At 61.9% G+C, this 20,281-nt stretch carries 13 protein-coding genes and 5 pseudogenes; 9 read left to right on the top strand and 9 right to left on the bottom strand.

Annotated features, from left to right (window positions below):
• Nucleotides 1-12: 12 nt before the first annotated feature.
• From K9B37_RS17255 to K9B37_RS17245, 3 genes are all read right to left on the bottom strand, one after another.
• The gene (locus tag K9B37_RS17255; RefSeq protein WP_224314775.1) at nucleotides 13-1,095 is read right to left on the bottom strand and encodes an ABC transporter ATP-binding protein; all 1,083 of its coding nucleotides are present in this window, start codon (nucleotides 1,093-1,095) and stop codon (nucleotides 13-15) included.
• Complete coding sequence (locus tag K9B37_RS17250; RefSeq protein ID WP_224314774.1) at nucleotides 1,095-2,117, bottom strand: ABC transporter substrate-binding protein; 1,023 nt, start codon at nucleotides 2,115-2,117, stop codon at nucleotides 1,095-1,097. The genes K9B37_RS17255 and K9B37_RS17250 overlap by 1 nt, the downstream gene beginning before the upstream one ends.
• A gap of 471 nt (nucleotides 2,118-2,588) precedes the next feature.
• Entirely contained in the window at nucleotides 2,589-3,521 is a 933-nt protein-coding gene (locus K9B37_RS17245) for a cucumopine synthase-related protein (protein ID WP_224314773.1), read from the bottom strand.
• Between the two features lie 429 nt (nucleotides 3,522-3,950).
• On the opposite strand from K9B37_RS17245, the gene K9B37_RS17240 reads away from it, so the two are divergent.
• The 3 genes from K9B37_RS17240 to hutC all read left to right on the top strand — a co-directional run bounded on the left by K9B37_RS17240 (nucleotide 3,951) and on the right by hutC (nucleotide 7,571).
• On the top strand, nucleotides 3,951-4,913 hold the full coding sequence (locus tag K9B37_RS17240; protein WP_224314772.1) for a cucumopine synthase-related protein: 963 nt from the start codon (nucleotides 3,951-3,953) through the stop codon (nucleotides 4,911-4,913).
• A gap of 169 nt (nucleotides 4,914-5,082) precedes the next feature.
• Nucleotides 5,083-6,612 (top strand): histidine ammonia-lyase, encoded by a 1,530-nt coding sequence (gene hutH / locus K9B37_RS17235; protein WP_255616646.1) that lies wholly within the window; start codon nucleotides 5,083-5,085, stop codon nucleotides 6,610-6,612.
• Between the two features lie 209 nt (nucleotides 6,613-6,821).
• Entirely contained in the window at nucleotides 6,822-7,571 is a 750-nt protein-coding gene (hutC, locus tag K9B37_RS17230) for a histidine utilization transcriptional repressor HutC (protein ID WP_224314771.1), read from the top strand.
• Nucleotides 7,572-8,038: 467 nt separating this feature from the next.
• Here the strand turns inward: hutC and K9B37_RS17225 are convergent, their stop codons facing one another.
• From K9B37_RS17225 to K9B37_RS17210, 4 genes are read right to left on the bottom strand one after another with little or no spacing between them, the layout of a single operon-like run.
• Nucleotides 8,039-9,226, bottom strand: coding sequence for an efflux RND transporter periplasmic adaptor subunit (locus K9B37_RS17225; RefSeq protein ID WP_224314770.1), 1,188 nt, complete (start codon nucleotides 9,224-9,226; stop codon nucleotides 8,039-8,041).
• Nucleotides 9,223-12,312: an efflux RND transporter permease subunit gene (locus K9B37_RS17220; protein WP_224314769.1), complete on the bottom strand. Its 3,090-nt coding sequence runs from the start codon at nucleotides 12,310-12,312 to the stop codon at nucleotides 9,223-9,225. Before K9B37_RS17220 ends, K9B37_RS17225 begins: the two co-directional genes overlap by 4 nt.
• Nucleotides 12,312-13,394 carry an efflux RND transporter periplasmic adaptor subunit gene (locus tag K9B37_RS17215; protein WP_224314768.1) on the bottom strand — a complete coding sequence of 361 codons (1,083 nt, stop codon included), beginning with the start codon at nucleotides 13,392-13,394 and terminating at the stop codon, nucleotides 12,312-12,314. The genes K9B37_RS17220 and K9B37_RS17215 overlap by 1 nt, the downstream gene beginning before the upstream one ends.
• Nucleotides 13,391-13,909: an HdeD family acid-resistance protein gene (locus K9B37_RS17210; RefSeq protein WP_224314767.1), complete on the bottom strand. Its 519-nt coding sequence runs from the start codon at nucleotides 13,907-13,909 to the stop codon at nucleotides 13,391-13,393. The genes K9B37_RS17215 and K9B37_RS17210 overlap by 4 nt, the downstream gene beginning before the upstream one ends.
• Before the next feature lie 1,135 nt (nucleotides 13,910-15,044).
• Between K9B37_RS17210 and K9B37_RS17205 the strand changes: the two are divergent.
• Nucleotides 15,045-15,173 (top strand): annotated as a pseudogene (locus K9B37_RS17205) (IS110 family transposase); the annotation flags it as partial.
• Nucleotides 15,174-15,367: 194 nt separating this feature from the next.
• Here the strand turns inward: K9B37_RS17205 and K9B37_RS17200 are convergent.
• On the bottom strand, nucleotides 15,368-16,156 hold the full coding sequence (locus K9B37_RS17200; RefSeq protein WP_224314766.1) for a LytTR family DNA-binding domain-containing protein: 789 nt from the start codon (nucleotides 16,154-16,156) through the stop codon (nucleotides 15,368-15,370).
• 90 nt (nucleotides 16,157-16,246) lie between these two features.
• Between K9B37_RS17200 and K9B37_RS17195 the strand changes: the two genes are divergently transcribed.
• Both K9B37_RS17195 and K9B37_RS17190 read left to right on the top strand, forming a co-directional pair.
• Nucleotides 16,247-17,323 carry an alpha/beta hydrolase family protein gene (locus K9B37_RS17195; RefSeq protein ID WP_224314765.1) on the top strand — a complete coding sequence of 359 codons (1,077 nt, stop codon included), beginning with the start codon at nucleotides 16,247-16,249 and terminating at the stop codon, nucleotides 17,321-17,323.
• 18 nt (nucleotides 17,324-17,341) lie between these two features.
• Nucleotides 17,342-17,455 (top strand): annotated as a pseudogene (locus K9B37_RS17190) (DUF2274 domain-containing protein); the annotation flags it as partial.
• A 584-nt stretch (nucleotides 17,456-18,039) separates the two neighbouring features.
• Here the strand turns inward: K9B37_RS17190 and K9B37_RS17185 are convergent.
• Nucleotides 18,040-19,011, bottom strand: a pseudogene (locus tag K9B37_RS17185) (IS110 family RNA-guided transposase); the annotation flags it as partial.
• A gap of 115 nt (nucleotides 19,012-19,126) precedes the next feature.
• On the opposite strand from K9B37_RS17185, the pseudogene K9B37_RS24675 reads away from it, so the two are divergent.
• The 3 genes and pseudogenes from K9B37_RS24675 to K9B37_RS17175 form a co-directional block, all read left to right on the top strand.
• Nucleotides 19,127-19,366: pseudogene (locus tag K9B37_RS24675) on the top strand (DUF1612 domain-containing protein); the annotation flags it as partial.
• Nucleotides 19,367-19,369: 3 nt separating this feature from the next.
• Nucleotides 19,370-19,582, top strand: a complete 213-nt coding sequence (locus tag K9B37_RS24670) for a helix-turn-helix domain-containing protein (protein WP_255616651.1) — start codon at nucleotides 19,370-19,372, stop codon at nucleotides 19,580-19,582.
• A 315-nt stretch (nucleotides 19,583-19,897) separates the two neighbouring features.
• Nucleotides 19,898-20,080, top strand: a pseudogene (locus K9B37_RS17175) (IS6 family transposase); the annotation flags it as partial.
• Nucleotides 20,081-20,281 lie beyond the last annotated feature (201 nt).

Genomic DNA, 20,281 nt, shown 5'->3' with positions numbered 1-20,281 from the left:
CCGCCAGAATCGTCAGTCTGTGGCAATGATGGCGTTGATGACATTGATCCTCACCTTGTCCCCCGGATTCAAAACATCGGCGTTCGATCGTTCCTGCAGAAAGATCGGCGCTTCTGGATCATGATCGAGCGTAATCCCGTACCGGATCGCGGATCCCTCATAGATTACGTCTCCAACCGTGCCTTCGAGCTGGTTTGCAGCCAGTTGATTGCCCGGCCGCTCAAGCACGAGCCATTCGGGTCGAACGATGACGGTGACCTTCTCGCCGGCAGTTTTCGCCGATGGGGCATATGCGCCGACGACGGCGCCATTGCCGAGCTTCACCTGGGCCTTGCCGTCCTGAGCGTTCTGCACGAGCTCACCTGCCATGAAATTGGCGCTTCCGAGGAAGCCGGCGACAAAGCGGTTCGCGGGACGCTCGTAGACCGTCCGCGGATCGGCGATCTGCTGTATCCGTCCCGATTGCATGACGACAACCTGGTCCGACATGGACAGCGCCTCTTCCTGATCGTGGGTAACGAACAGCATCGTCACACCGAGAGACCGCTGGAGCCGCTTCAACTCGATACGAAGTTCTTCGCGCAATCGGCGATCGAGATTGGATAGAGGCTCGTCGAGAATGATCACCTCGGGATCGATCGCCAGCGCGCGCGCCATGGCGACTCGTTGCTGTTGCCCGCCACTCAGTTCCCGGGGATAGCGATCCTTCAAGCCCGTCAGTTGCACCATGCCAAGCGCCCGGTCCACACGGCGGGCGATCTCTTCACGGGGTAGCTTGCGAATACGCAGACCGAAGCCGAGGATCTCGGCCACGGTCATATGAGGCCAGAGAGCATAGTTCTGGAAAACAACGCCGATGTTGCGCTTGTAGGGAGGGAGGTGGGTCACGTCCCTCCCCCGGATCGATATGTGACCGCTATCGGGGGTAATAAACCCCCCGATAGCGCGCAGCGTCGTTGTCTTGCCACAGCCGCTCGGGCCAAGAACGGTGATGAACTCACCGCTCTTCACACGAAGCGAGACGTCATCGAGGACGTTGATCGCGCCATACCGCTTGCGGCAATGCGACAGCTCAATATCAAATTGCTCAGCCATTATCGTTGAATTTCCCGTTCCCAGCGCTGCTGCCACTTATCGTAGACGGAAACGATGTACTTCCAATCGGCGCTTTGAAGATTGTTCACATTCTCAGGTGTGATCATCATTTTCGCCTGCACTTCCGGTGGCAGTTTGGTTTCCTTGTTGGTTGGAAAATAGCCTAGCTTCTGCGCCATGATGAGGCCGGCTTCCGGGCTCAGCAGTGTGTTCACCAGCTTCTGCGCGAGATCTGCGTTCGGGCGACCTGCAACGACGCTGAGCGTCGATGACAGCGCGAAGAAGCCCTCCTTGGGAATGGCGCCCTGTATTTTGGTGCCTTCCGCGTCTCGCGCCCAGGCAATTCGACCATCGGTCCACATGCTCATGGAGATCTGGCCGTTTCGATAGAGTTCGAGATGGTTGGCGTGGGACTCGACCCAGACGTCGACGTTCCGAGCGATCTTCGCCATCTCGGCAAAGCCGGCATCAGGATGACGTTCATCCCCGCCCGCCTCTTTCGCAAAGAGGGTGATAAGATCGATATTTTCCGGCCGGAACCCGCGCAGGGCAATGCGTCCCCTATACTCCGGTTTTGCGAGATCGTGCCAGGATTGCGGTGCCTTCACCTCGGCAGGATTGTAGGCGATCACATATGCCCCAAAGTTTGCCGCGACAACCGCGTCAGAGTAGATCGCCTTTGGATAGAGGTTCTTCAGGTTGGAGGCCAGATTAGGATCCAGCGGGGCGAATGCCTTCTCCGCTTCCATCCGCAGGGCGAAGACCGGATCGGACACGATCACGTCAATTTCCTTGTTGCGAACACGGGCGATGTTGTTCGCACCCGATCCGGCAACGATCGTGACCTTGACGCCGTTTTCGCGCTCGAATGATTTGACGCTTGCAGCCATCGCCTCGTCATAGGCGCCACCAAAGCCGCTGAGGATAAGCTCCTTTTGTTGGGCCAGGGCGACTGAGCTAAGCGCGCAGGCTGCTATCATTATCACGCTACCGGTGATGGCTTTCCGAAATTGCCGTTTCATGGATATGCTTCCCTCTGGTTCGAGTTTGTTCTGTCAGGACGAAACTAACCGTTTCGCGTCCGGCACTACGCCAGAACGCGGGCACACAATTGATTTCCAACTTCAGGAACGGCCCCCTTGTTTTCGGGGGCCATCGTCCGCGGCCGTGGGCCTAGTTACCCGCGCCAAAGCCCCTTGAGGCCCCGGCCCCAAAACCTTCCAGCGGCATCGCTAACCCAGCGGACAGTCAACCGGGGACACAGCCCGAAGGCTGGCGAATTGGCAGGCACTTTCCCATCACGCTTCGCACTGTCCGGAGCGTCACTGATAGATCTGAATTCAAACCAGAAAGCCATTGCGCCGTTCTCCTCTACCCGCATTTTGCTGCGGTTTGTATATACATATTATTAAAAAGGCATAATCAATCAAGTCACATTTTTCGCTACTTTGCATGAGGCGACCCGACTCGCGGGCCGCCTGATTTCGTCCAGCTTACGCGAGCTCGACTTTCAGCATGATGGGCGTTTTGTCGCCGAAGTTGCTTTCGAGGACTGCGCGGCCGACCTTGTAGATGTCGTCGGCATATTCAGGCAGGATTTCACCGAGAACTGGCGTCGCGATGTCTTCGGTGACCTCGCCATACTGGACGATGATCTTGTTGCCTGTGCCCTGCGAATAGCGAATGCGGCCGACCGGCGCATCGCACTGGCGTTCCTTGACGTTTACCTTCGCGGTGCTGACGACAGGCGCCCAGGCGTACATGGATTCACCGCTGACGACCGCATGGTCCTGAACGACGGTAAATGGCAGTGCCGCGATGACGTCATCGCAGAGCTCCGGGTTTTCCTTACTTGCGAGATAGGCGATGACGCTGATATCCAGCGGCTCCCACGTAAGGCGAACCTTCTGGCCGTCCGCGATTTTCACGCGGCGCGACGGGTCTGCGAGAGCCGCGATGGAGCCCTCGGGTGTCTCATAGGTGAGATGCTTGCCGATGCTCCAGGGGAAGTAGTGGAAGGACCATGCGGCAAGCCGGTTGAGATAACCGAGAAACGCCTTCACGGCTTCGACCGCCTCTTCGCGGCTGGAGGCCGTCGGAAGAAACTTGGTGATAGCTTCCGCAAAGGCGCCCATCTCCTGCAGACCGCTGTAACGCAGGTAGTTGCTGTAGGCGTAGTCGAAGCGATGTACGAGTGCGCAGGCCTGCTCAAGGGTGAACCGCATGTCCTGGAACGTCAGCAGAAGCGGATACCACGTATACATAGATTGGTCGCGAAGCATGCCGTTCACGAAATCCAGGTTAGTGAAATACTGGTTGTTCGTGCCGACCGCAAAGGTCCCGGTGCGGATATCGTAAAGTTCCTTCGGCTCCGTGCTTTCATAAGCAGCCGTTTTCTCCTTCACCGCCTTAACGACGTCACTCAAGCTCTCATACGACATTTGACAGATTCCAATCTTTGACCGTGCGGCGATGGGCCGCGCGAGGAACAGCATATTCAACAAGAGTAATTTGTATAGACCATAGCTGGCTTTTGTTTGAGAAATTGCCCTCGGCTCGCGCCATCGCGAGAGCATAGCGCGAACTGTTCCCGTTAAAGTGGCACATTGGCCGACTGAAATTGGGCCGAACAGGGTCGGATCCTCTGGGGCGCTCAAAGAATCGGTTTGCGGGAAAAGCTGAGATTGAGTGAAAAACCAGACAAAATGACCATTTTGTCTGGTAAAAAACCTGAGGTTTGATGTATTTTCTTGGAGATTCCAGCTTGCGGAGAGCAATATGTTCCCGGATGGTATATACCTATTCGGGCTAATGGTCTTGTTTGGCCTGAACAATTGCCAAGTATGGGGACATAAATGGGCAGGTTGGTTGATATCACATGGCCAGAACTCGACGTCGTCGTCGTGGCCGAACTCGCGGACGAGGAGAATCCGGAACTTTGCGAGGAGTTCTGGCGGGATCTTCCCTTCAAGGTGATGCAGGCGCATCCGGTGGTGTCAGGAGAGTCGCTTTACGCGTGGACGCCAACGATTAGCACGGCGCCGGTTCGCTTGCGCCGCCGCATCGTCGATTGCGCGGTCGGCGACCTTCGATATTCCCAGGCTACCGGCAACAAGTTCTCGATCCAATATGGCCCGGGACTCGAGCCGCTCGCCCAGCCGGTCCTGGGAAAAGTCCTTCCGGAATACCACCATTTGCTGCAGGGTGTCGGGAAGGCGATCTGGACAAATCTGTTCTTCGCGAAGGAGCAGATTTTCGTTGAGGTGAAGCCGCACGATCCGACGCAAGCCTTCAAAGGCGAGGGCCGTTTTTCAAATCTCACGGGCGTCGCCGCGGAGTTCTACGCCGAAGCGAAAAGAATTCAGACGGTCGAGCCCGAGGATTTGCGCCGTATACGGACCGGCGCGATCGGCGACACGGGTACCTATGGGCAGTATTTTACGGCCTGGGACTTCGCCAACGGCATGCTTCGCGACTACATCATGTACACAGCCTATCCCCTCCTGAAACTGATCGATACGCTCTCCCACGACGATTTCGTGGCGTCGGTCGAGGCGTTCGATCCCGCCTATTCCGAGTATCTTGGCTATTCCGGCCTGAACACGCTTCTCGATTTTTCGAACAAGCTGCGGTCCGCCATCCGCGAGACGGATGACAAGGAAGAGCTCCGCACGATTCTGCGAACCTTCATTATGTATGGCAACCGCCTGTGCGCCTGGTCATACCACTACTTCCCCTGGTATCTGGGAATGTTCTACGGCCGGGCGGTGAACGGTCAGGAATTTCCCGGCCGCTTCAATCCGGTTAAGCCCGCATAATCAATCCTATAACGTGTGGCCTCGTGTCATGGGCGGCCTTCCTCGTGAGGGCCGCCCATGATGTTTGCACAGAGAGCACTTTACATCTGCTGGATTTCATATGGTATATACAAATATAGGACATATCGCGAATATGTCTGCCAAACTCTCACGCTTCTAAGGTATCGATATGTCCAACATGCTTGTTCCCGGAAAAGTCTCGCTCGAAACATTGGCAGCCGTCTACGAAGGTTCGTTGATCCCGAAGTTGGACGAGAAGGCGTTGAAGAGGGTGCAAGCTTCGGCCGACAAGGTCGCTGCGATCGCAGGCGGCGAGAAGGCGCACTATGGGATCAACACCGGTTTCGGGAAGCTCGCGAGCGTGCGCATCCCGGCTGCCGACGTCGAGACCTTGCAGCGGAATCTGATCCTTTCCCACTGCTGCGGTGTTGGTGCTCCCCTTGCCGATGGTATCGTTCGGCTCATCATGACGCTTAAGCTGATCTCACTTGGACGGGGTGCTTCGGGCGTCAGGCCGCAGGTCATCGATGTTCTTGCTGCCATGCTGGAGAAGAACGTGCTCCCAATTATTCCCGAAAAGGGATCCGTTGGGGCGTCGGGCGACCTTGCTCCGCTTGCCCATATGACCGCGGCCTTGATCGGCGAGGGCGAGGCGAAATTCGACGACAAGGTCTTGCCGGCCAAAGATGCGTTGGCGAAGGCTGGAATCACTCCGATTACCCTGAAGGCCAAGGAAGGCCTGGCAATGATTAACGGTACGCAGGCGTCAACAGCGCTTGCATTAGCCGGACTCTTCCGCGCCCACCGCGCACTGGTTTCGTCACTGGTCTCCGGTGCGCTCTCGACCGACGCCGCGATGGGGTCAACTTCGCCCTTCCACCCAGAGGTTCATTCCCTTCGTGGTCATCAGGGCCAGATCGATGCCGCGCATGCGTTGCGCGCACTGATGGACGGCTCCCAGATTCGGGCGAGCCACGAAGAAGCTGATGAGCGTGTCCAGGACCCCTACTGCCTTCGCTGCCAGCCTCAGGTCGTCGGCGCGTGCCTCGATCTCTTGCGCCAGGCCGCCCATACGTTGATCGTCGAAGCAAATGCGGCCACGGACAATCCGCTCGTGCTCTCCGATGGCACGATCGTCTCTGGCGGCAACTTCCATGCGGAGCCTGTCGCGTTCGCGGCAGACCAGATCGCTATCGCCATCTGCGAGATCGGTGCGATCGCCCAACGGCGCATCGCCCTCTTGGTCGATCCGGTTCTGAGCTACGGCCTACCCGCGTTTCTGACCCCCAAGCCTGGCCTGAATTCCGGTTTCATGATTGCTGAGGTCACATCGGCTGCGCTAATGTCGGAAAACAAGCAGATGTCCCACCCTGCCTCGGTCGACTCCACGCCGACTTCGGCAAACCAGGAGGACCACGTCTCCATGGCGTGCCATGGTGCCCGTCGTCTCCTTCAGATGACAGAGAACCTGTTCTCCATCGTCGGTATCGAAGCCATCAGTGCAGCCCAGGGCATCGATTTGCGCGCTCCGCTTACCTCCAGTCCGGCGCTTGATGCCGTTCGCAAGGCTGTGCGCAACGAAATACCGAAGCTCGACGACGACCGTTATATGGCTGGCGACCTCAAGCGCGCGACCGGGCTTGTTGCCAGCGGTCGTTTGATCGCCCCGTTGACCGAGGGTACCCTCCCGGCGCTCTGATCGGTTCGGCGGCGGTAACGACATTCATTGCCGCCGCCCACTTCCGAGATCTTATCAGACGATGCATCCACATACCCTTGGTGATAACCAGGCGCCCCTTTGATGTACGGGCAATTCGCGATATGATATATACCAATCAGAAGTTTTTCATATGATGAGAGGTGCGATTATGAGTGGTTCCCATATTTCAGAGGCAGCGTCGTCAGCTCATGGATGATATTGCGACGGAAAAGCATCCTTCGTCTCGTTACGCGGAGATCCAGCGCGACATCGAGAGCAAGATAACGACCGGCGAATGGGGGCCAGGCACTCGCATTCCTCCGGAACGCGAATTGGTCGATATCTATAACTGTTCGCGGATGACGGTAAATAAGGCTTTGTCGAGCTTAGCCGCCTCGGGAATGATTTCTCGAAAGCGCCGATCTGGCTCCTTTGTGGCACCGCCGCGGATCGAAGAACCGTTGATGCACATTCAGGACATTCGCGCAGAGGTATTGGCGATCGATCGGACGTATTCGTTCGAGATCACTGACCGCAGCATTCGGAAAGCGACTGACGCTCTCGATGCACGTCATGTCGGCGTTCCTGTGGGAACCCGTCTCTTGACTCTTGAGGTCATGCATTACGCCGACAATCTCCCGTTCACGATCGAGTCCCGCCAGATCAACCTTGACGCAGTCCCGCAAGTGGAGAGGCTTCAGTTCAAGGACGAGCCTCCGGGCAGTTGGCTGCTCCACAATATTCCATTCACAGAGGGAGAACATTCGATACGAGCAGTGTCCGCGGACGCGATCCTTGCCAGGAGGCTACAAGTGGTCGAGCGCACTGCATGTATCTCCATCGCGCGAAGGACATGGTTGGACGGGGAACTCATTACGTTTGTTCGGCTCATTTATCCGGGCGACCGCCATCGGTTCGTCGTGCGTTTCAAGCCGTCAACGTCACCAGGTGCTTCCTAAGCCGTATCGAAAGTGAAGCATCAAAGACAGGCCCACGAGCCGCCGGAGTTTCTTCGGCGACTTCGTGCTTCGACAGCAACGGTGTCGCTTTGCCCCTCAAGGCGAGATCAGGAACTCAACACCATCAATGGCAATCCTTTGCCGCTCGATGTGAGATTGTGCCTCTAAACTCGAGGCTCTTTCCCCTTAATGTTGAGACAGCGTTGACAGGGGCGTGCGGCTGGCTGCGATGGCGATGGAACGGGACCTGACAGAATTCGCCAAGGCCGCCTTGCTCCGGAGCTGTCACAAGCAAGCCCGGTTGCGCGCCACCGTCGATTGGATCGCGTGCCGGATCCAGCACCGCGGTCCCGGGCAGGGATCAAAGAGCAGCGAACAAACTTGATCGGCATCTCGCCTTTAAGGGCAAAGACTGTCGCTTTTCGACACCCAACGCGACGAATCTCAAAATTAAAGGCAATGTGACATTAGGCATGGTGTTTCTCTCGGGATTGATAGGGCCGCTTTCCGAGCGAACTCCACGACCTCGTCCGGCCGCGGTGCCGCGGCAACGGGCGCTCCGCCGATGATGGCCCTCCGGGCAGCGCCGGATCGAACGCGAGTGGGTCCACTCTCTGGCCGGGATAAAGGGCCTGGATGCCGGCCGCAACGATCGTGTCGCCCGGATCGAGACCGCCGGCGAGAACGACCCGGTGCGGGTCGTAGCGGAGAATCTCCACGGGCCGCTGGGAGACCGTCTTCCCGGTCAAATCGACGATCCAAACCGCCGGCAGGTCTCCATCCATGGTGAGGGCGCTGGCCGGAATCGACATGACCGATTTCTGCGCCAACTCGACCAGCCCATTCACGGTCGAGCCGAGGCGGAGCGCCTCGGGCGGCGCTTCGAGCCCGACGCGGACGCGAAACGTGCGGGTCACGGCGTCCGCCTGCGAGGCGACCTCGCGAATCCGGCCTTGCGCCGTGACGGCGGGATCGTCCGCGAGAGCGATCCGGACCGGCAGGTCGGAGCGGCCGCGCTCGAGCAGGCGCGCGGGGACATCGAACACCGCGTCGCGCCCTTCGCCTCCGGCCAGCCGAAGCACGGACTGGCCGGCCTGCACGACCTCTCCCGGCTCAACCGCGCGCGACGTAACGACGCCCGAGGTCCGTGCACGCAGCTCGGTGAAGCCCATCCGGTCGCGAGCGATCTCCAGTCGCGCCTCCGCGTCCTCGACACCGGCCTGGGCGGTTTCGTAGGACGCCTTGGCCTTATCGAACAGGGGCCGCGTCGTGAACCCTTGAGCGAGAAGGCTTTCCTGCCGCTCGAAGGCGTTGGCGGCCCGCGCCAGTTCCCCTCGGGCGGCATCGAGCGCGGCCTTGGCCGCCGTGAGGGCACTCTCCTCGGCGGCCGGATCGAGCCGTGCAAGCACTTGGCCCGGTTCGACCCGATCGCCCACATTGACGCTCCGCTCGACGACCCGGCCGCCGATCCGGAACGCGAGATCGATGTCCTTCTCGGCCTGGATGTCTCCGGTGAGCCGCACCGTCTCGCTGCGGAGCCCAGGCTCGACCGTCGTGACCCTCACGGGCCGTGCCACGGCGGGCGGCTTCTCGCTGCCGCAGGCGCCGAGCGTGAGGATCAGGAGGGCGAGCAGGGTAGGGTGCAGAAACGTCATGGCTGACGTCCCTCCACTGCTGCCAGGACCGGTGGCGTCGCCGTGGGCGTTTCCTGCGGGCCGCGGTCGTACGCCGCCACGTAGAGGGCCGGCAGGAAGACCAGGGTGAGAACCGTGCCGACGAGCAATCCGCCCATGATGGCAAAGGCCATGGGACCCCAGAACACCGTCCAGGCAATCGGGATCATGCCGAGTACGGTCGACATGGCCGTCAGCATGATGGGGCGGAAGCGGACCGTGCTGGCATCGATGGCCGCATTCCGCACGGACTTGCCGCTGGCGCGCTCGTATTCGATTTGCCCCACGAGGATCAGGGCGTTCTTCGTGATAATGCCAATCAGGGCGAGGATGCCTAACAGGGCCACGAAGCCCAGGGGCTTGGCGCTGAGGAGCAATGCGCCGACCACCCCGATGAGGCCGAGCGGCGCGACGCTGAGCACGATGGCCAATCGCCCGAAACTCCTTAGCTGCGCCATCAGGACGGTGAGCATGATGAGGATCATCACCGGGACGACGGCCAGGACCGAGCCCTGCGACTTGGCGCTTTCCTCCACGGTGCCGCCGACGTCGATGGTGTATCCGGGCGGTAGCGTCTTGCGGATCCCCTCGATCGAGGCGGCGAGGTCCGAGACCGCCGATTCGGCGAGAACCCCGGGCGCAACGTCGGCCTCCACGGTCAGGGTCGGCACGCGGTCGCGCCGCCAGACCAGCGGAGCCGATTGCTCATACGCGAAGGTGACGAACTGCGAGAGCGGAACGGAGCGGCCGCTGGGGAGCGCGACCTGCATGCTGCGCAAGGCGTCGAGAGAAAGACGCTCCTCGTCGCGGGCGCGGAGCACGACGTCGATCAGGTAGATGTCGTCGCGGACCTGGGTGACCCTCGCGCCGGACACCACGGTGCCGAGCACGGCCGCGATCTGCTGCGAACTGAGCCCGAGCCTCCGGGCCTCGTCCTGATCCACTTGCAGATGAACCTGACGCGATGGCTCGATCCAGTCGAAGCCGACCTGTCCGGTTTTCGGGCTCGCCGAGACGGCGCGGGCTACCTGGAGGGCGATGGTGCGCAGCGGCACGAGATCCGGCCCGCTCACGCGGTACTGGATCGGCCAACCGACTGGTGGCCCCAGTTCGAGCGGGGAAACGCGCGAGACGACGCCCGGAAAGTCGCGCGCCAGCAGGGTCTCGAGTCTCGCCTGGAGGCGCTCGCGGGCGGTCAGGTCCTTCGCGACGATCACGCCCTGGCTGAAGAAGTCGTTCGGCAGTTGGGCGTTGAGCGGGAGATAGAAGCGGATTGCACCGCGCCCGACATAGATGCTCCAGCGCGCCACGTCGGGATCCTTGGCGAGGACGGCGTCGAGTTGGCTGACGACGGCCTCGCTGGCATGGATCGAGGCGTTCTGCGGCAGCTTCAGGTCGACAAGTAGTTCCGGCCGGTCGGACGCGGGAAAGAACTGGCGCGGCACCAAGGGAAGTGCCAGCAGGGACAGCACGAACAGGCCCAGGGTCGCCGCGATGGTGATCCAGCGTGCCGCGATGCCCTTCGACAGCATCCACCGGAAGGTCCTGGCCATCCTGCCGGGCGGGGCGGCATCCGCGTGCCCGGCCGGCGACTTCAGGATCGCGACGCCGAGGACCGGCGAGAACACGACCGCGACGAACCAGGACACGACGAGCGCGATGCTCACGACGGCAAAGAGCGAGAACGTGTATTCTCCGGCGGAACTCGCCGCAAAGCCGATGGGGACGAATCCGGCGATCGTCACGAACGTGCCGGCCAGCATCGCCATGGAATAATGCCGAAAGGCATAGGTGGCCGCGCTCCGCTTGTCGTCGCCGGCCGCCAGCCGCGTGACCATCGCGTCCGTGGTGGTCATGGCATCGTCGACCAGCAGGGCGAGCGCGATGATCAGCGCCCCCAGGGACACGCGCTGCATGTCGATATGGGCCACCATCATGAGGGCGAAGACGACCGCGAGCGTGAGCGGGATCGACAGCGCGACGACCAGACCTGCGCGGACGCCGAGGCTGATGAAGCTCACGGCCAGGATGATCGCCACCGACTGCCAGAGCGAGGACATGAAGTCCGCGATGGCAAGATCGACCGTGACTGCCTGGTCGGCCACGAGCCACGGCTCGATGCCCACCGGCAGGTCGGCCGTGATCGCCGCCATGGTGGCCTTGAGATTCCGGCCGAGCGCGAGAATGTCGCCGCCATCCCGCATGGCAATGCCGAGGCCGATCGCCTCCTGGCCGTTCACCCGGAACATGGGTTGCGGGGGATCCGCGTAGCCGCGGCGGATGGTGGCGATGTCGGCGAGCCGCAGCATGCGGTCGCCGACCGGGAAGTTGATCCGCGCCAGATCCGCCTCCGAGCCGAACGCGCCCGAGACCCGCAGCGACACGTTCTCCTCGTCGGTCCGGATCGTTCCGGCCGGGCGAATGGCGTTCTGCGCCCGGATGGCCTCGATGAGGGCGGAGCGGTCGATCCCGAGGTTGGCCAGCTCCTTGACCGAGAACTCGACGAAGATCCGCTCGTCCTGCGCGCCGATGATCTCGATCTTCGACACGTCGGGAACGAGGAGCAGGCGGGACCGGATGGCCTCGACGCGGTCGCGCAGTTCGCGGTGCGTGAAACCGTCCGCGGTGAAGCCGTAAATGATGCCGAAGGTATCGCCGAAGCGGTCGTTGAAGAAGGGCCCGACCACGCCGGTCGGCAGGGTCCGGACCATGTCGGACACCAGGTTGCGGACCTGGAACCAGCGCTCCTGGACGTTGCGGGCCGGCGTCGCATCCTTCAGGTTCACGAAAATCGTGGTCTGGTCGGGCACGGTGTAGCTGCGCACGAAATCGAGATCCGGCACCTCCTCGAGCTGCCGCTCCAGCCGCTCGGTGACCTGCTTGACGGTGTCGTCCAGGGTCGCGCCCGGCCAAGCGGCGGAAACCACCATCGTCTTGATCACGAAGGCAGGATCCTCCGCACGCCCAAGCCGCTGATAGGAGAGCACGCCGGCGACCACCGCGACGATCATCAGGTAGACCACCACCGAACGCTGCCTCAGCGCCCAATAGGAGAGGTTGAACCGCATTATGATTCCCTCCCGATCAACCGGACCTTCTGGCCCTCGCGCAGTTGTCCCGCGCCAGCGGTCACCACGATGTCGCCGACCACCAATCCGCGCCCGACCGCAGCCGTCGCAGCATTGCGCCGGAGAATTTGGAGGGGCCGGAAGGACACCGTGCCCTTCTCCGGATCGGCGACCCACGCGCCGGTCGTGCCGTTGCGGTCGGTGAGCGCGGTGGCCGGGATGGCCAGACTGTCGTCCGCGGCACCTGCGACGCTGAGCGTGACCGACGTTCCGATCAGGAAGGTCGGCGGGGGATCAGCCAGCCCGACGCTGATCGTGAAGGTGCGGGTCACGGGATCGGCCTCGGGCGACACCTCGCGGACCCGTCCGACGGCCCGGTGCGTGTTGTCGCTGCCGCCCGTCACGAGGATGTCCGCATCGGGATCCAAGGCGGCGAGCTGCTCCGCCGGTACTTCGAAAACCGCATCGCGGCCCTCGCGCCGCGCCAGGCGAACCACCGGCTGACCGGGGGCAACCACCTCGCCGGGCTCCGCGGAGACCGCCGTCACGTTTCCCGGGGCGTCCGCCTCGAGAATGGTGAAGCCGACGAGATCCTCGGCGATCCGTAGCTGCGCGAGTGCGGCCTCGACCCGCGCGGCGGCGGCCCGACGCGCCTGCTCGGCAGTCTCGAAATCCGCCCGGGTGGCGACGCCGCGATCACGAAGGTGGGACTGACGCTGGAGCTGACCGTCCGCGCGGCGCAACGCACCTTCGGCATCGGCGAGCGCCGCGCGGGCCGAGCGTAGGGCGTTCAACTCGTTCTCGGGGTCAAGCCGGGCGATGACCTGGCCCTGTTTCACATCCATGCCCACATCCACCGGCCGCTCGGCCACACGGCCGCCGATACGGAAGGCCAAGGTCGGATGGTCCTGCGCGGCGATGCGCCCGGAGAAGGTCTGCGGCGTGGCTTTCACGCCCGGCTGGACGGAGATCGTGCGCACCGGACGGATAGGTTCTGCCTCTTCCGGGGCCTCGGCGCCGCAGCCGGCGCAGAGGAGCACCAGGGTCATGGCGGTCCAAGCCGTGCCGCGGCGCGCCGTCATGACGGCCCCTTCACCTTGGCCTTCAAGAGTCCGACCGCGATCATGATGTAGCCGAGGCCGCCAAGCGCGAGGGCGACCCCGGCCATCGCGCCGGGAGCCTCGACTGCCGCATAGGGAAAACGAACGACCAACGCGGCCCCGATGAGGATCGTGGCCAGGCTGGCGCCGAGAAGCCAGCTCCAGCCTGCGGCTGGCCTCGTGCGAACGGCGACCCCCATCTGAGTGACGCCCTGCACGAAAAGGACGATTGCGATCAGGAGCGCAATCGCGGCGGCGCCCTTCATCGGGGTCAAGACAATGAAAATCCCGCCGACGACCTCAACGGCGCCCAGCACCATCTGCCAGCTAAATCCCGCCCAGTGCCTGACGCGCATCGCCTGGAGCATCGTGGCGGCGCCGGCGAAGGTCAGGGTCGAGCCCAGGATCGTGCTCGCGGCCACGGTCGAGTAGTGTGGCGCAAGCATCGCCGCGACCCCGCACACGACAAGCAGGACTCCGAGGACCAGGAACTCCATCCAGCGGGAACTCCGACCATCCGTTGCCGAGTGAGTTTCCAAGATGCCTCACCTCGCTTGCTGCCATGACGCCACTCGTTTCCGTTTCAGGAGCGCGCCCTCAAGGCACCCGACCTTTGGCGCAAAACGCTGCATGGACGCACTGAGTGTCATCGTTCTCTTTCGGACGCGGTCATCCCTGAATCCCAGGTGTATCGCCATAGCACTTGCCGGTTCCGTCTACTGACCTCGAAGATCGATTGCCGTTTCACTCGGCGTCGCAATGATGGTTCCGGATGCCGGCAGTCAGCGCCTGAGATTGCCATGCGGGGCAGCCCCGGCACGGAAGCGAAAGCTGTCTCATCGCGTTTTCGAGAGTGCTAACCTTGCATATGGCACCAAGGTTTGCTTGACAGATAAGGACAATGGCTGAGCATTTGCGGACTTCCTCCAAGGTTCCCAGTTCCGCGGGATCGAGCCGGGACGCCAGTGCAGTCGAGCCAAACGGGTTGACGAACATGACCGTGATCTGCTGCCGTTGCGCCTGCTCCTCCGGAGCTATAGGTGGCCGACGAGAGGACAGTTGCGGGGCTGGTGCCGTTTGCGGCTGTCGCCTTACCCCTACAGGCGAGATGAGGACCTCAACACCATCACTGGCAATCCTTTGCCGCTCAATGTGAGATTTTGCCTCTAAAAGCGAGATTTTTTCCTCTAAAAGTGAGACAGCGTTGACAGAGGTGTGCGGCTGGCTGCGATGGGGATGGAACGGGACCTGACAGAGGTCGCCAAGGTCGCCTTGCTCCCGACCTCTCACCAGCAAGCCCGTTTGCTTGGCACCGTCGATCGGATCGCGCCGGATCCGGCACCGCGGTCCCGGGCAGGGATCAAAGAGCAGCGAACAAACTTGATCGGTATCTCGCCATTAAGGGCAAAGACTGTCGCCTTTCGACACCCACCGCGACGAATCTCAAAGTTAAAGGCAAAGTGACAGCAACTTGTTCCAGGCAGAGCAACTCGCAGACGCGCCCGGAAGGAGAGCATAAGGAAATGTGGGGCAGCGATGTCTCTTGCGATAGTGTACCGCCACCGATCAGGCTTGCCGCAACCTTCTGAAGGGCCTCCCGCACCGGTTGCCCCACAGAACCTCATGCTCCCACGGCTCGGGCATGCCATCCGTCTGATCCCGCCCGCTTATGTGAAGCCCTTCGTCAAGCGCCAGAAGAACGACGCAGCCGATGCCGAAGCGATCTGCGAGGCAGCTCAGCGCCCGACCATACGTTTCGTGGCGAGCTATGGTGACGACGCATTCAATTCAGTCACCATGCGGTGGGCCGTCCGAGGGCACTGTTGCATTAACCTGAAGTGGGCATAACGAACCCAGTCGAACGGAACACTCAGGCCGCAATACTGAAGAGCTGGTTCACCAGACGGATTTCACCTGTCGTGCCGGGTTGTGCCAGGATGCCCAGCCGGACTCCATTAGCCCGTCCAGACCTCGTTCAGCAGCTTTCGGCCCGAACGGCTGACCGGCAACACCGTGTCGTCATTGATGCGGACGCCGCCCCGGCAGCCACGCATCGACGCCTTTTCGGTGAGCTGGTGCGATACCCAATGCGAGCGATGGACACGCACGCCAGCCTCCTCGCCGAGCGCCGCAATCGCGGCCGCGAGATTCATCAGGATCAAGGCCTCGCCACGGTCGGTCCGTACCCTCACGTAATGGTCCTCGGCGCTCAGGGCGAGGATGGCGGCGTTGCGGATCCCGACCGGAAGCTTCGCGCGCAACGCGTGGTCGGAATTCGAACGCGGCTGCGGCGGCGCCTCGCATGCGGCGATCTGTGTACGGGATTGCCGGAGCAAGTTCCAGCCTAGACCTCCGATCGCGAGGTTGGACAGCAGCACCTGGGTGGTCAGCTCGGGATAGGTGACCTGCGAAAGCGCTCGAGGCACCGCCAAGCCCAAGGCCTCGAGAACGATCCAGCCGCCGGCCGGAGCCGTGATGACGCCAATCGCGAGCATCGCCCAAAACGGCAATGCGCCGCCGAACCAAAATCGCTGAACGATTTCGGAGAGCGCAAACACAACCGCGTAGATGGCAATGGCGACTCCGACGAAATGCAACAGGCGAAGCGGAAGCGTCATGCTGACATAGGTGCCGAACGCACCCGTTACGGCAAGCGCCGCCGCGACGACGAGCGGGAGCAAGATGGCGGCGGGCCTGCGCCACTGAAGCGATGTGGTCGCCGAAAGCATGCCGGGAATGGTCACTGGCGAATAAACCCTACCGTTCGCGAAATCGGGCTCGACCTGTTCGGCCGCCCTCACCTAGCAGGATAGCGGCTTACAAGAGGCGCATCCATGATATTCGCGATTCACAAGCGGCTCCGCTCGGCCGCCTTCCTGTTCTGCAGCACACCGATGGCGATGGGCCTGCTCTCCGGCGCGGCGAGAGCGGCCGAGGCAGGGTGGCGGCCCTACGAGGTCCCGCCCTCCATCACGAATCCTGAGAAGATCCCGGTCGCTCTGTACTACCCAACGCAGGCGCACACGCGCTCGATCATGGTGGGGTCGTTCACGGTCCACGCGACCCCCATGGCCGTACCGGAGGCAAAGACCAAAGGCCTCATCGTGGTCAGCCATGGGACCGGCGGTTCGGAATTTGGCCAAAGCAGCTTGGCCGAGGCCCTCGCGCGGGACGGCTATCTGGTGGCGGCACTGCGTCACCCGGGCGACAATTACCAAGACGGTTCGCTGTGGCAAAAGCCGCTCGGCGCCTACTTCACGGAACGTCCCCGTCAGGTTTCACGCCTGATCGACGCGCTGCTTACGGATCCCGAATGGAAGGACCGCATCGCGACGGATGCGAAAGGTCCACGGATCGGCGCCGCCGGGCACTCGGCCGGCGGCTACACCGTGGTTGCCTTGGCGGGAGGGCGGGTAGATCTATCCCGGATCGGCGCGCATTGCGCGAGGGACGCTGCGGAAGACCCGATCTCTTGCAGCATGCTCCGCGACATTCGTCAAATGCAGGCGCCACTTGTGCTCGAGTCGACCACCGATCCGCGTATCCGTGCGATCGTCGCCATGGCGCCTGTTGGCGTCATATTCACGGAGCAATCCTTGAAGGCCATCACCGTGCCGGCCCTGATCTACGCCGCGGAAAAGGACCGCTGGCTACCACCACGCTTTCATGCTTTATGGATCGGGCAGAACATTCCCGAAGCGGCTTATCGTGTCATCGCCAATGCCGGGCACTTCGCCTTCATGAACCCCGCCAGCGCCCCGATCCAGACATTGGATGGCGACATCAGCGCCAACCCGCCCGGCTTCGATCGCACGGAATTTCTGAAGCAACTCGACGAAGAAATCCCGGCATTCTTCGATCGAGCGCTCACGCTCGCACCGAATGTGTTCAATAGTAACGTATCACCATAATTCTTTTGTCTAGGGCCGATCGCCGATGACAAGCTCGTCAAGGTCAGGGTCGAGCTTCCGGCGTCGCTCCACCGCGATTTCATCGCCTATGCCGAAATCCTCGGTCGCGAAGCGGGACAGCATCCTGCCGATGCTCGGGTTCAGGTCCATTCCCATCACTCGCGTGATCCTTCGTGGCATCGCGATGGTACACTTGATGCGCAAACAGTAGGCGAAGTAGGGGTCAGAACAAGAGTTGTTCCCTTTGACACGACTAGATAGAACGGATCAGCAACTTTTCCGAGACGGCTTACGGACTGAGCACTCGACGCAGCGCAAGGTGATACTCACGTAGGTTGGGTACCCGTCTGAAACAATTGCTTTAACCCGCTTTCTCGAACGTGTCTGGACAACGACGCTGTCTCACGGACGACGCCTTTGGAGCAGTATCCTTCTCCATCCGTTGTTCGGCCCTGAATGGTAGGCCAAACACCAAAATCTAAGCTCTGTTCGGCCAATGCAGGGGGCTCCCGCTCGGTTTACGCCCCGCGTTCTTGCTACGTACTAAGTTACCGTGTGTGTGGATGGCTCCCGCGTTGGGTCTGGTCGGTATCGCTCCTGCAGCAGTTGTCGAGTGCAGTCGTGTGTCCGGCCTGTTCATGCAGTCCTTTGTGACTGCTGGCCTTGAAGGGTTTCGCCGGACCAAGCCCCCTATCGTTTAAGCGGGCTGTCACGCAGGCAATCCGCGCCATCTTGTTGGCCAAGGCTACCGCCACCACCTTCGGCGGCCGCCGGAGCAGCCCTGCGATCCAGGGCGGCGGATTGCTGCCCTCCCGCCTCAGATAGCGCAGCACCGATGTCGCGCCCAGGATCAGCAGCTGGCGTAGGTACTTGTTGCCCTGCTTGCTGATCCGTCCGAGCCGGGTCTTGCCGCCGGACGAGTTTTGCTTCGGCACCAGTCCGAGCCAGGCAGCAAAGTGACGCCCTGATCGAAACGTGCTTGGGTCGAGGATACTCGACGCCAGGGCCGAGGCGGTCACAAGACCAATACCCGGAATTGTCTCAAGCTGGTTGGAGAGATCATTGCTGTAGTGCCAGTGCGCCAGCTGCTTGTCGATCGTCCGCAGCCGCTCCTGAAGGTCGAACACGAGCCGGGCCAAGGTCTCCAGCACCACGCGGGCAAGATCGGGCAGGTCGAGCGGTTCGCCCCGAACCAGAGCGCCAACCATCTTCGTGACTGAAGAGACGCCAGCCCCGGTCGCGATCCCGAGTTCGGCCAAGTGAGCACGGATCGCATGCAGCAGCATGGTCCGTTGTTTGACCAGGAGAGCCCGGGACCGGTGCAGCATGGCGGCAGACTGCTGCTCGGGTGATTTTACCGGCACGAACCGCATGGTCGGACGGGTGACAGCCTCGCAGATCGCTTCCGCATCGGCCGCGTCGTTCTTCTGGCGCTTGACATACGGTTTCACATAGGCCGGCGGCATAAGCCTCACCTCATGGCCGAGGGCAGTGAGCTCGCGGGCCCAGTAGTGGGCGGTCGCGCAGGCTTCCATGCTGATCAGGCAGGGCGGCAGGCCTGCAAAGAACTTCACAAGCTGGGGGCGCCGGACCTGCCGGCGAATGACAACCCGGCCCTCGGCATCAACGGCATGGACCTGAAACACCGACTTGGCGAGGTCCAGGCCGACTGTTGTGATCTCTCCCACGATCTCTGCTCCCTCTCGTCCACCTTAAACGGGCTCATCTTGGCACCGTCGGGAGCGGGAGCCATCCACCCCATCGTTTGGGAACAGTTCTTGTTCCCACCCCTGGCAGGCCTGGCTCGATCTCAATCTCTATCCGCGTCTGCCGTGGCTCGGGCTGATCCTGGCCGCGGCCATCCTGCGGGCGAGGGGACTTACGCATCATCTGCTGCCGCTGGCCGCAGGGTTCAAGCAAGCCAAGTTCCGGCCGCAGGGGAGGGAAGGGGTACTGGAGAGGCTGCAGGGCTTCTGCACCGTGGTCGAAGAGGCCACTGCGCTCGGTGAGAAGGACCTTGACCGCCTGCTCCTGGCGCGTGAGCTGATGGACCGGGTGACGGCCAAGACCCGCTCCAACTTCAGGCTGCCGGAGCTGGTGAACCTGTTTCTCTCACGCCCTCTGGTCACCGTGCCGCTTGCCGCCAAGCTTTTGCAGGTCACGCCGAAGGCGGTCGACCTGATGCTGGCGCAGCGCGGCGGCGCAAGGCCACGGGAACTCACCGGCCGAACTCAATACAGAGCGTGGGGAATCGTCTAAGGGCCCTCAGGTGACAGCGTTGATTGCGGCCGCAGCGGGGGAGGGCAGGTCACAGAGTTGTTTCCGCGTCCATCTGAGGATGATCCCGATTTCCTTACGGCGGCCCCGCCCGAGCAGGAAGGCCGCATCCGGCTCCAGCAGGTGCGCGAGGCATTTCTGGGTCTTCCAGAGGAGCAACGGGCGGCGCGTGGGGTGGGAACAAGAGGGGAGGGCAGCCTGCACCGCCAACCAGCGTTCCTGGATGCCCTGACGGAGACCTTTGCGCCGGACTATGGTTTCGCGCCGACACTGCGAATCCCGGACTTCGAGGTGAAGTCCTACGCAGCCGCTCGCAATCAGGTGATGCCGATGACCGAGCATCGATCGCATAAGGGGCTCAATAGTCGAGCAGAGAACCCGCGCCTGCCGGTGCGCCGGCGAGAACGGGCAATGCAGGACTTCCGATCACCGGGAGGCCTGCAGCGGTTCGTCAGCATGATCTCGGCCGTCCGCAATCTCGTCCAACGTTGACGCCCCTACTGGCTTTTTCGCAGGTGATAGCCTTCAAGGTCAATGGTAGCATGAACCTGCTCCGCTTCAGACTCGGACTGGCACCGAATTGAGGCCGCGAAATAGATTGTCTGGATACTCTCTATGACCGGCTGATTGCGGCAGGCGAAGCGAAATATCGGTTTGCACGCCGATAAGGGAGCGGGCGTC

The sequence above is a fragment of the Microvirga puerhi genome, from assembly GCF_020089865.1.
GTDB classification, from domain to species: Bacteria; Pseudomonadota; Alphaproteobacteria; order Rhizobiales; family Beijerinckiaceae; genus Microvirga; species Microvirga puerhi.
The sequence above is the reverse complement of the archived record's forward strand: the minus strand, read 5'-3'. Positions and strand labels throughout refer to the sequence as shown.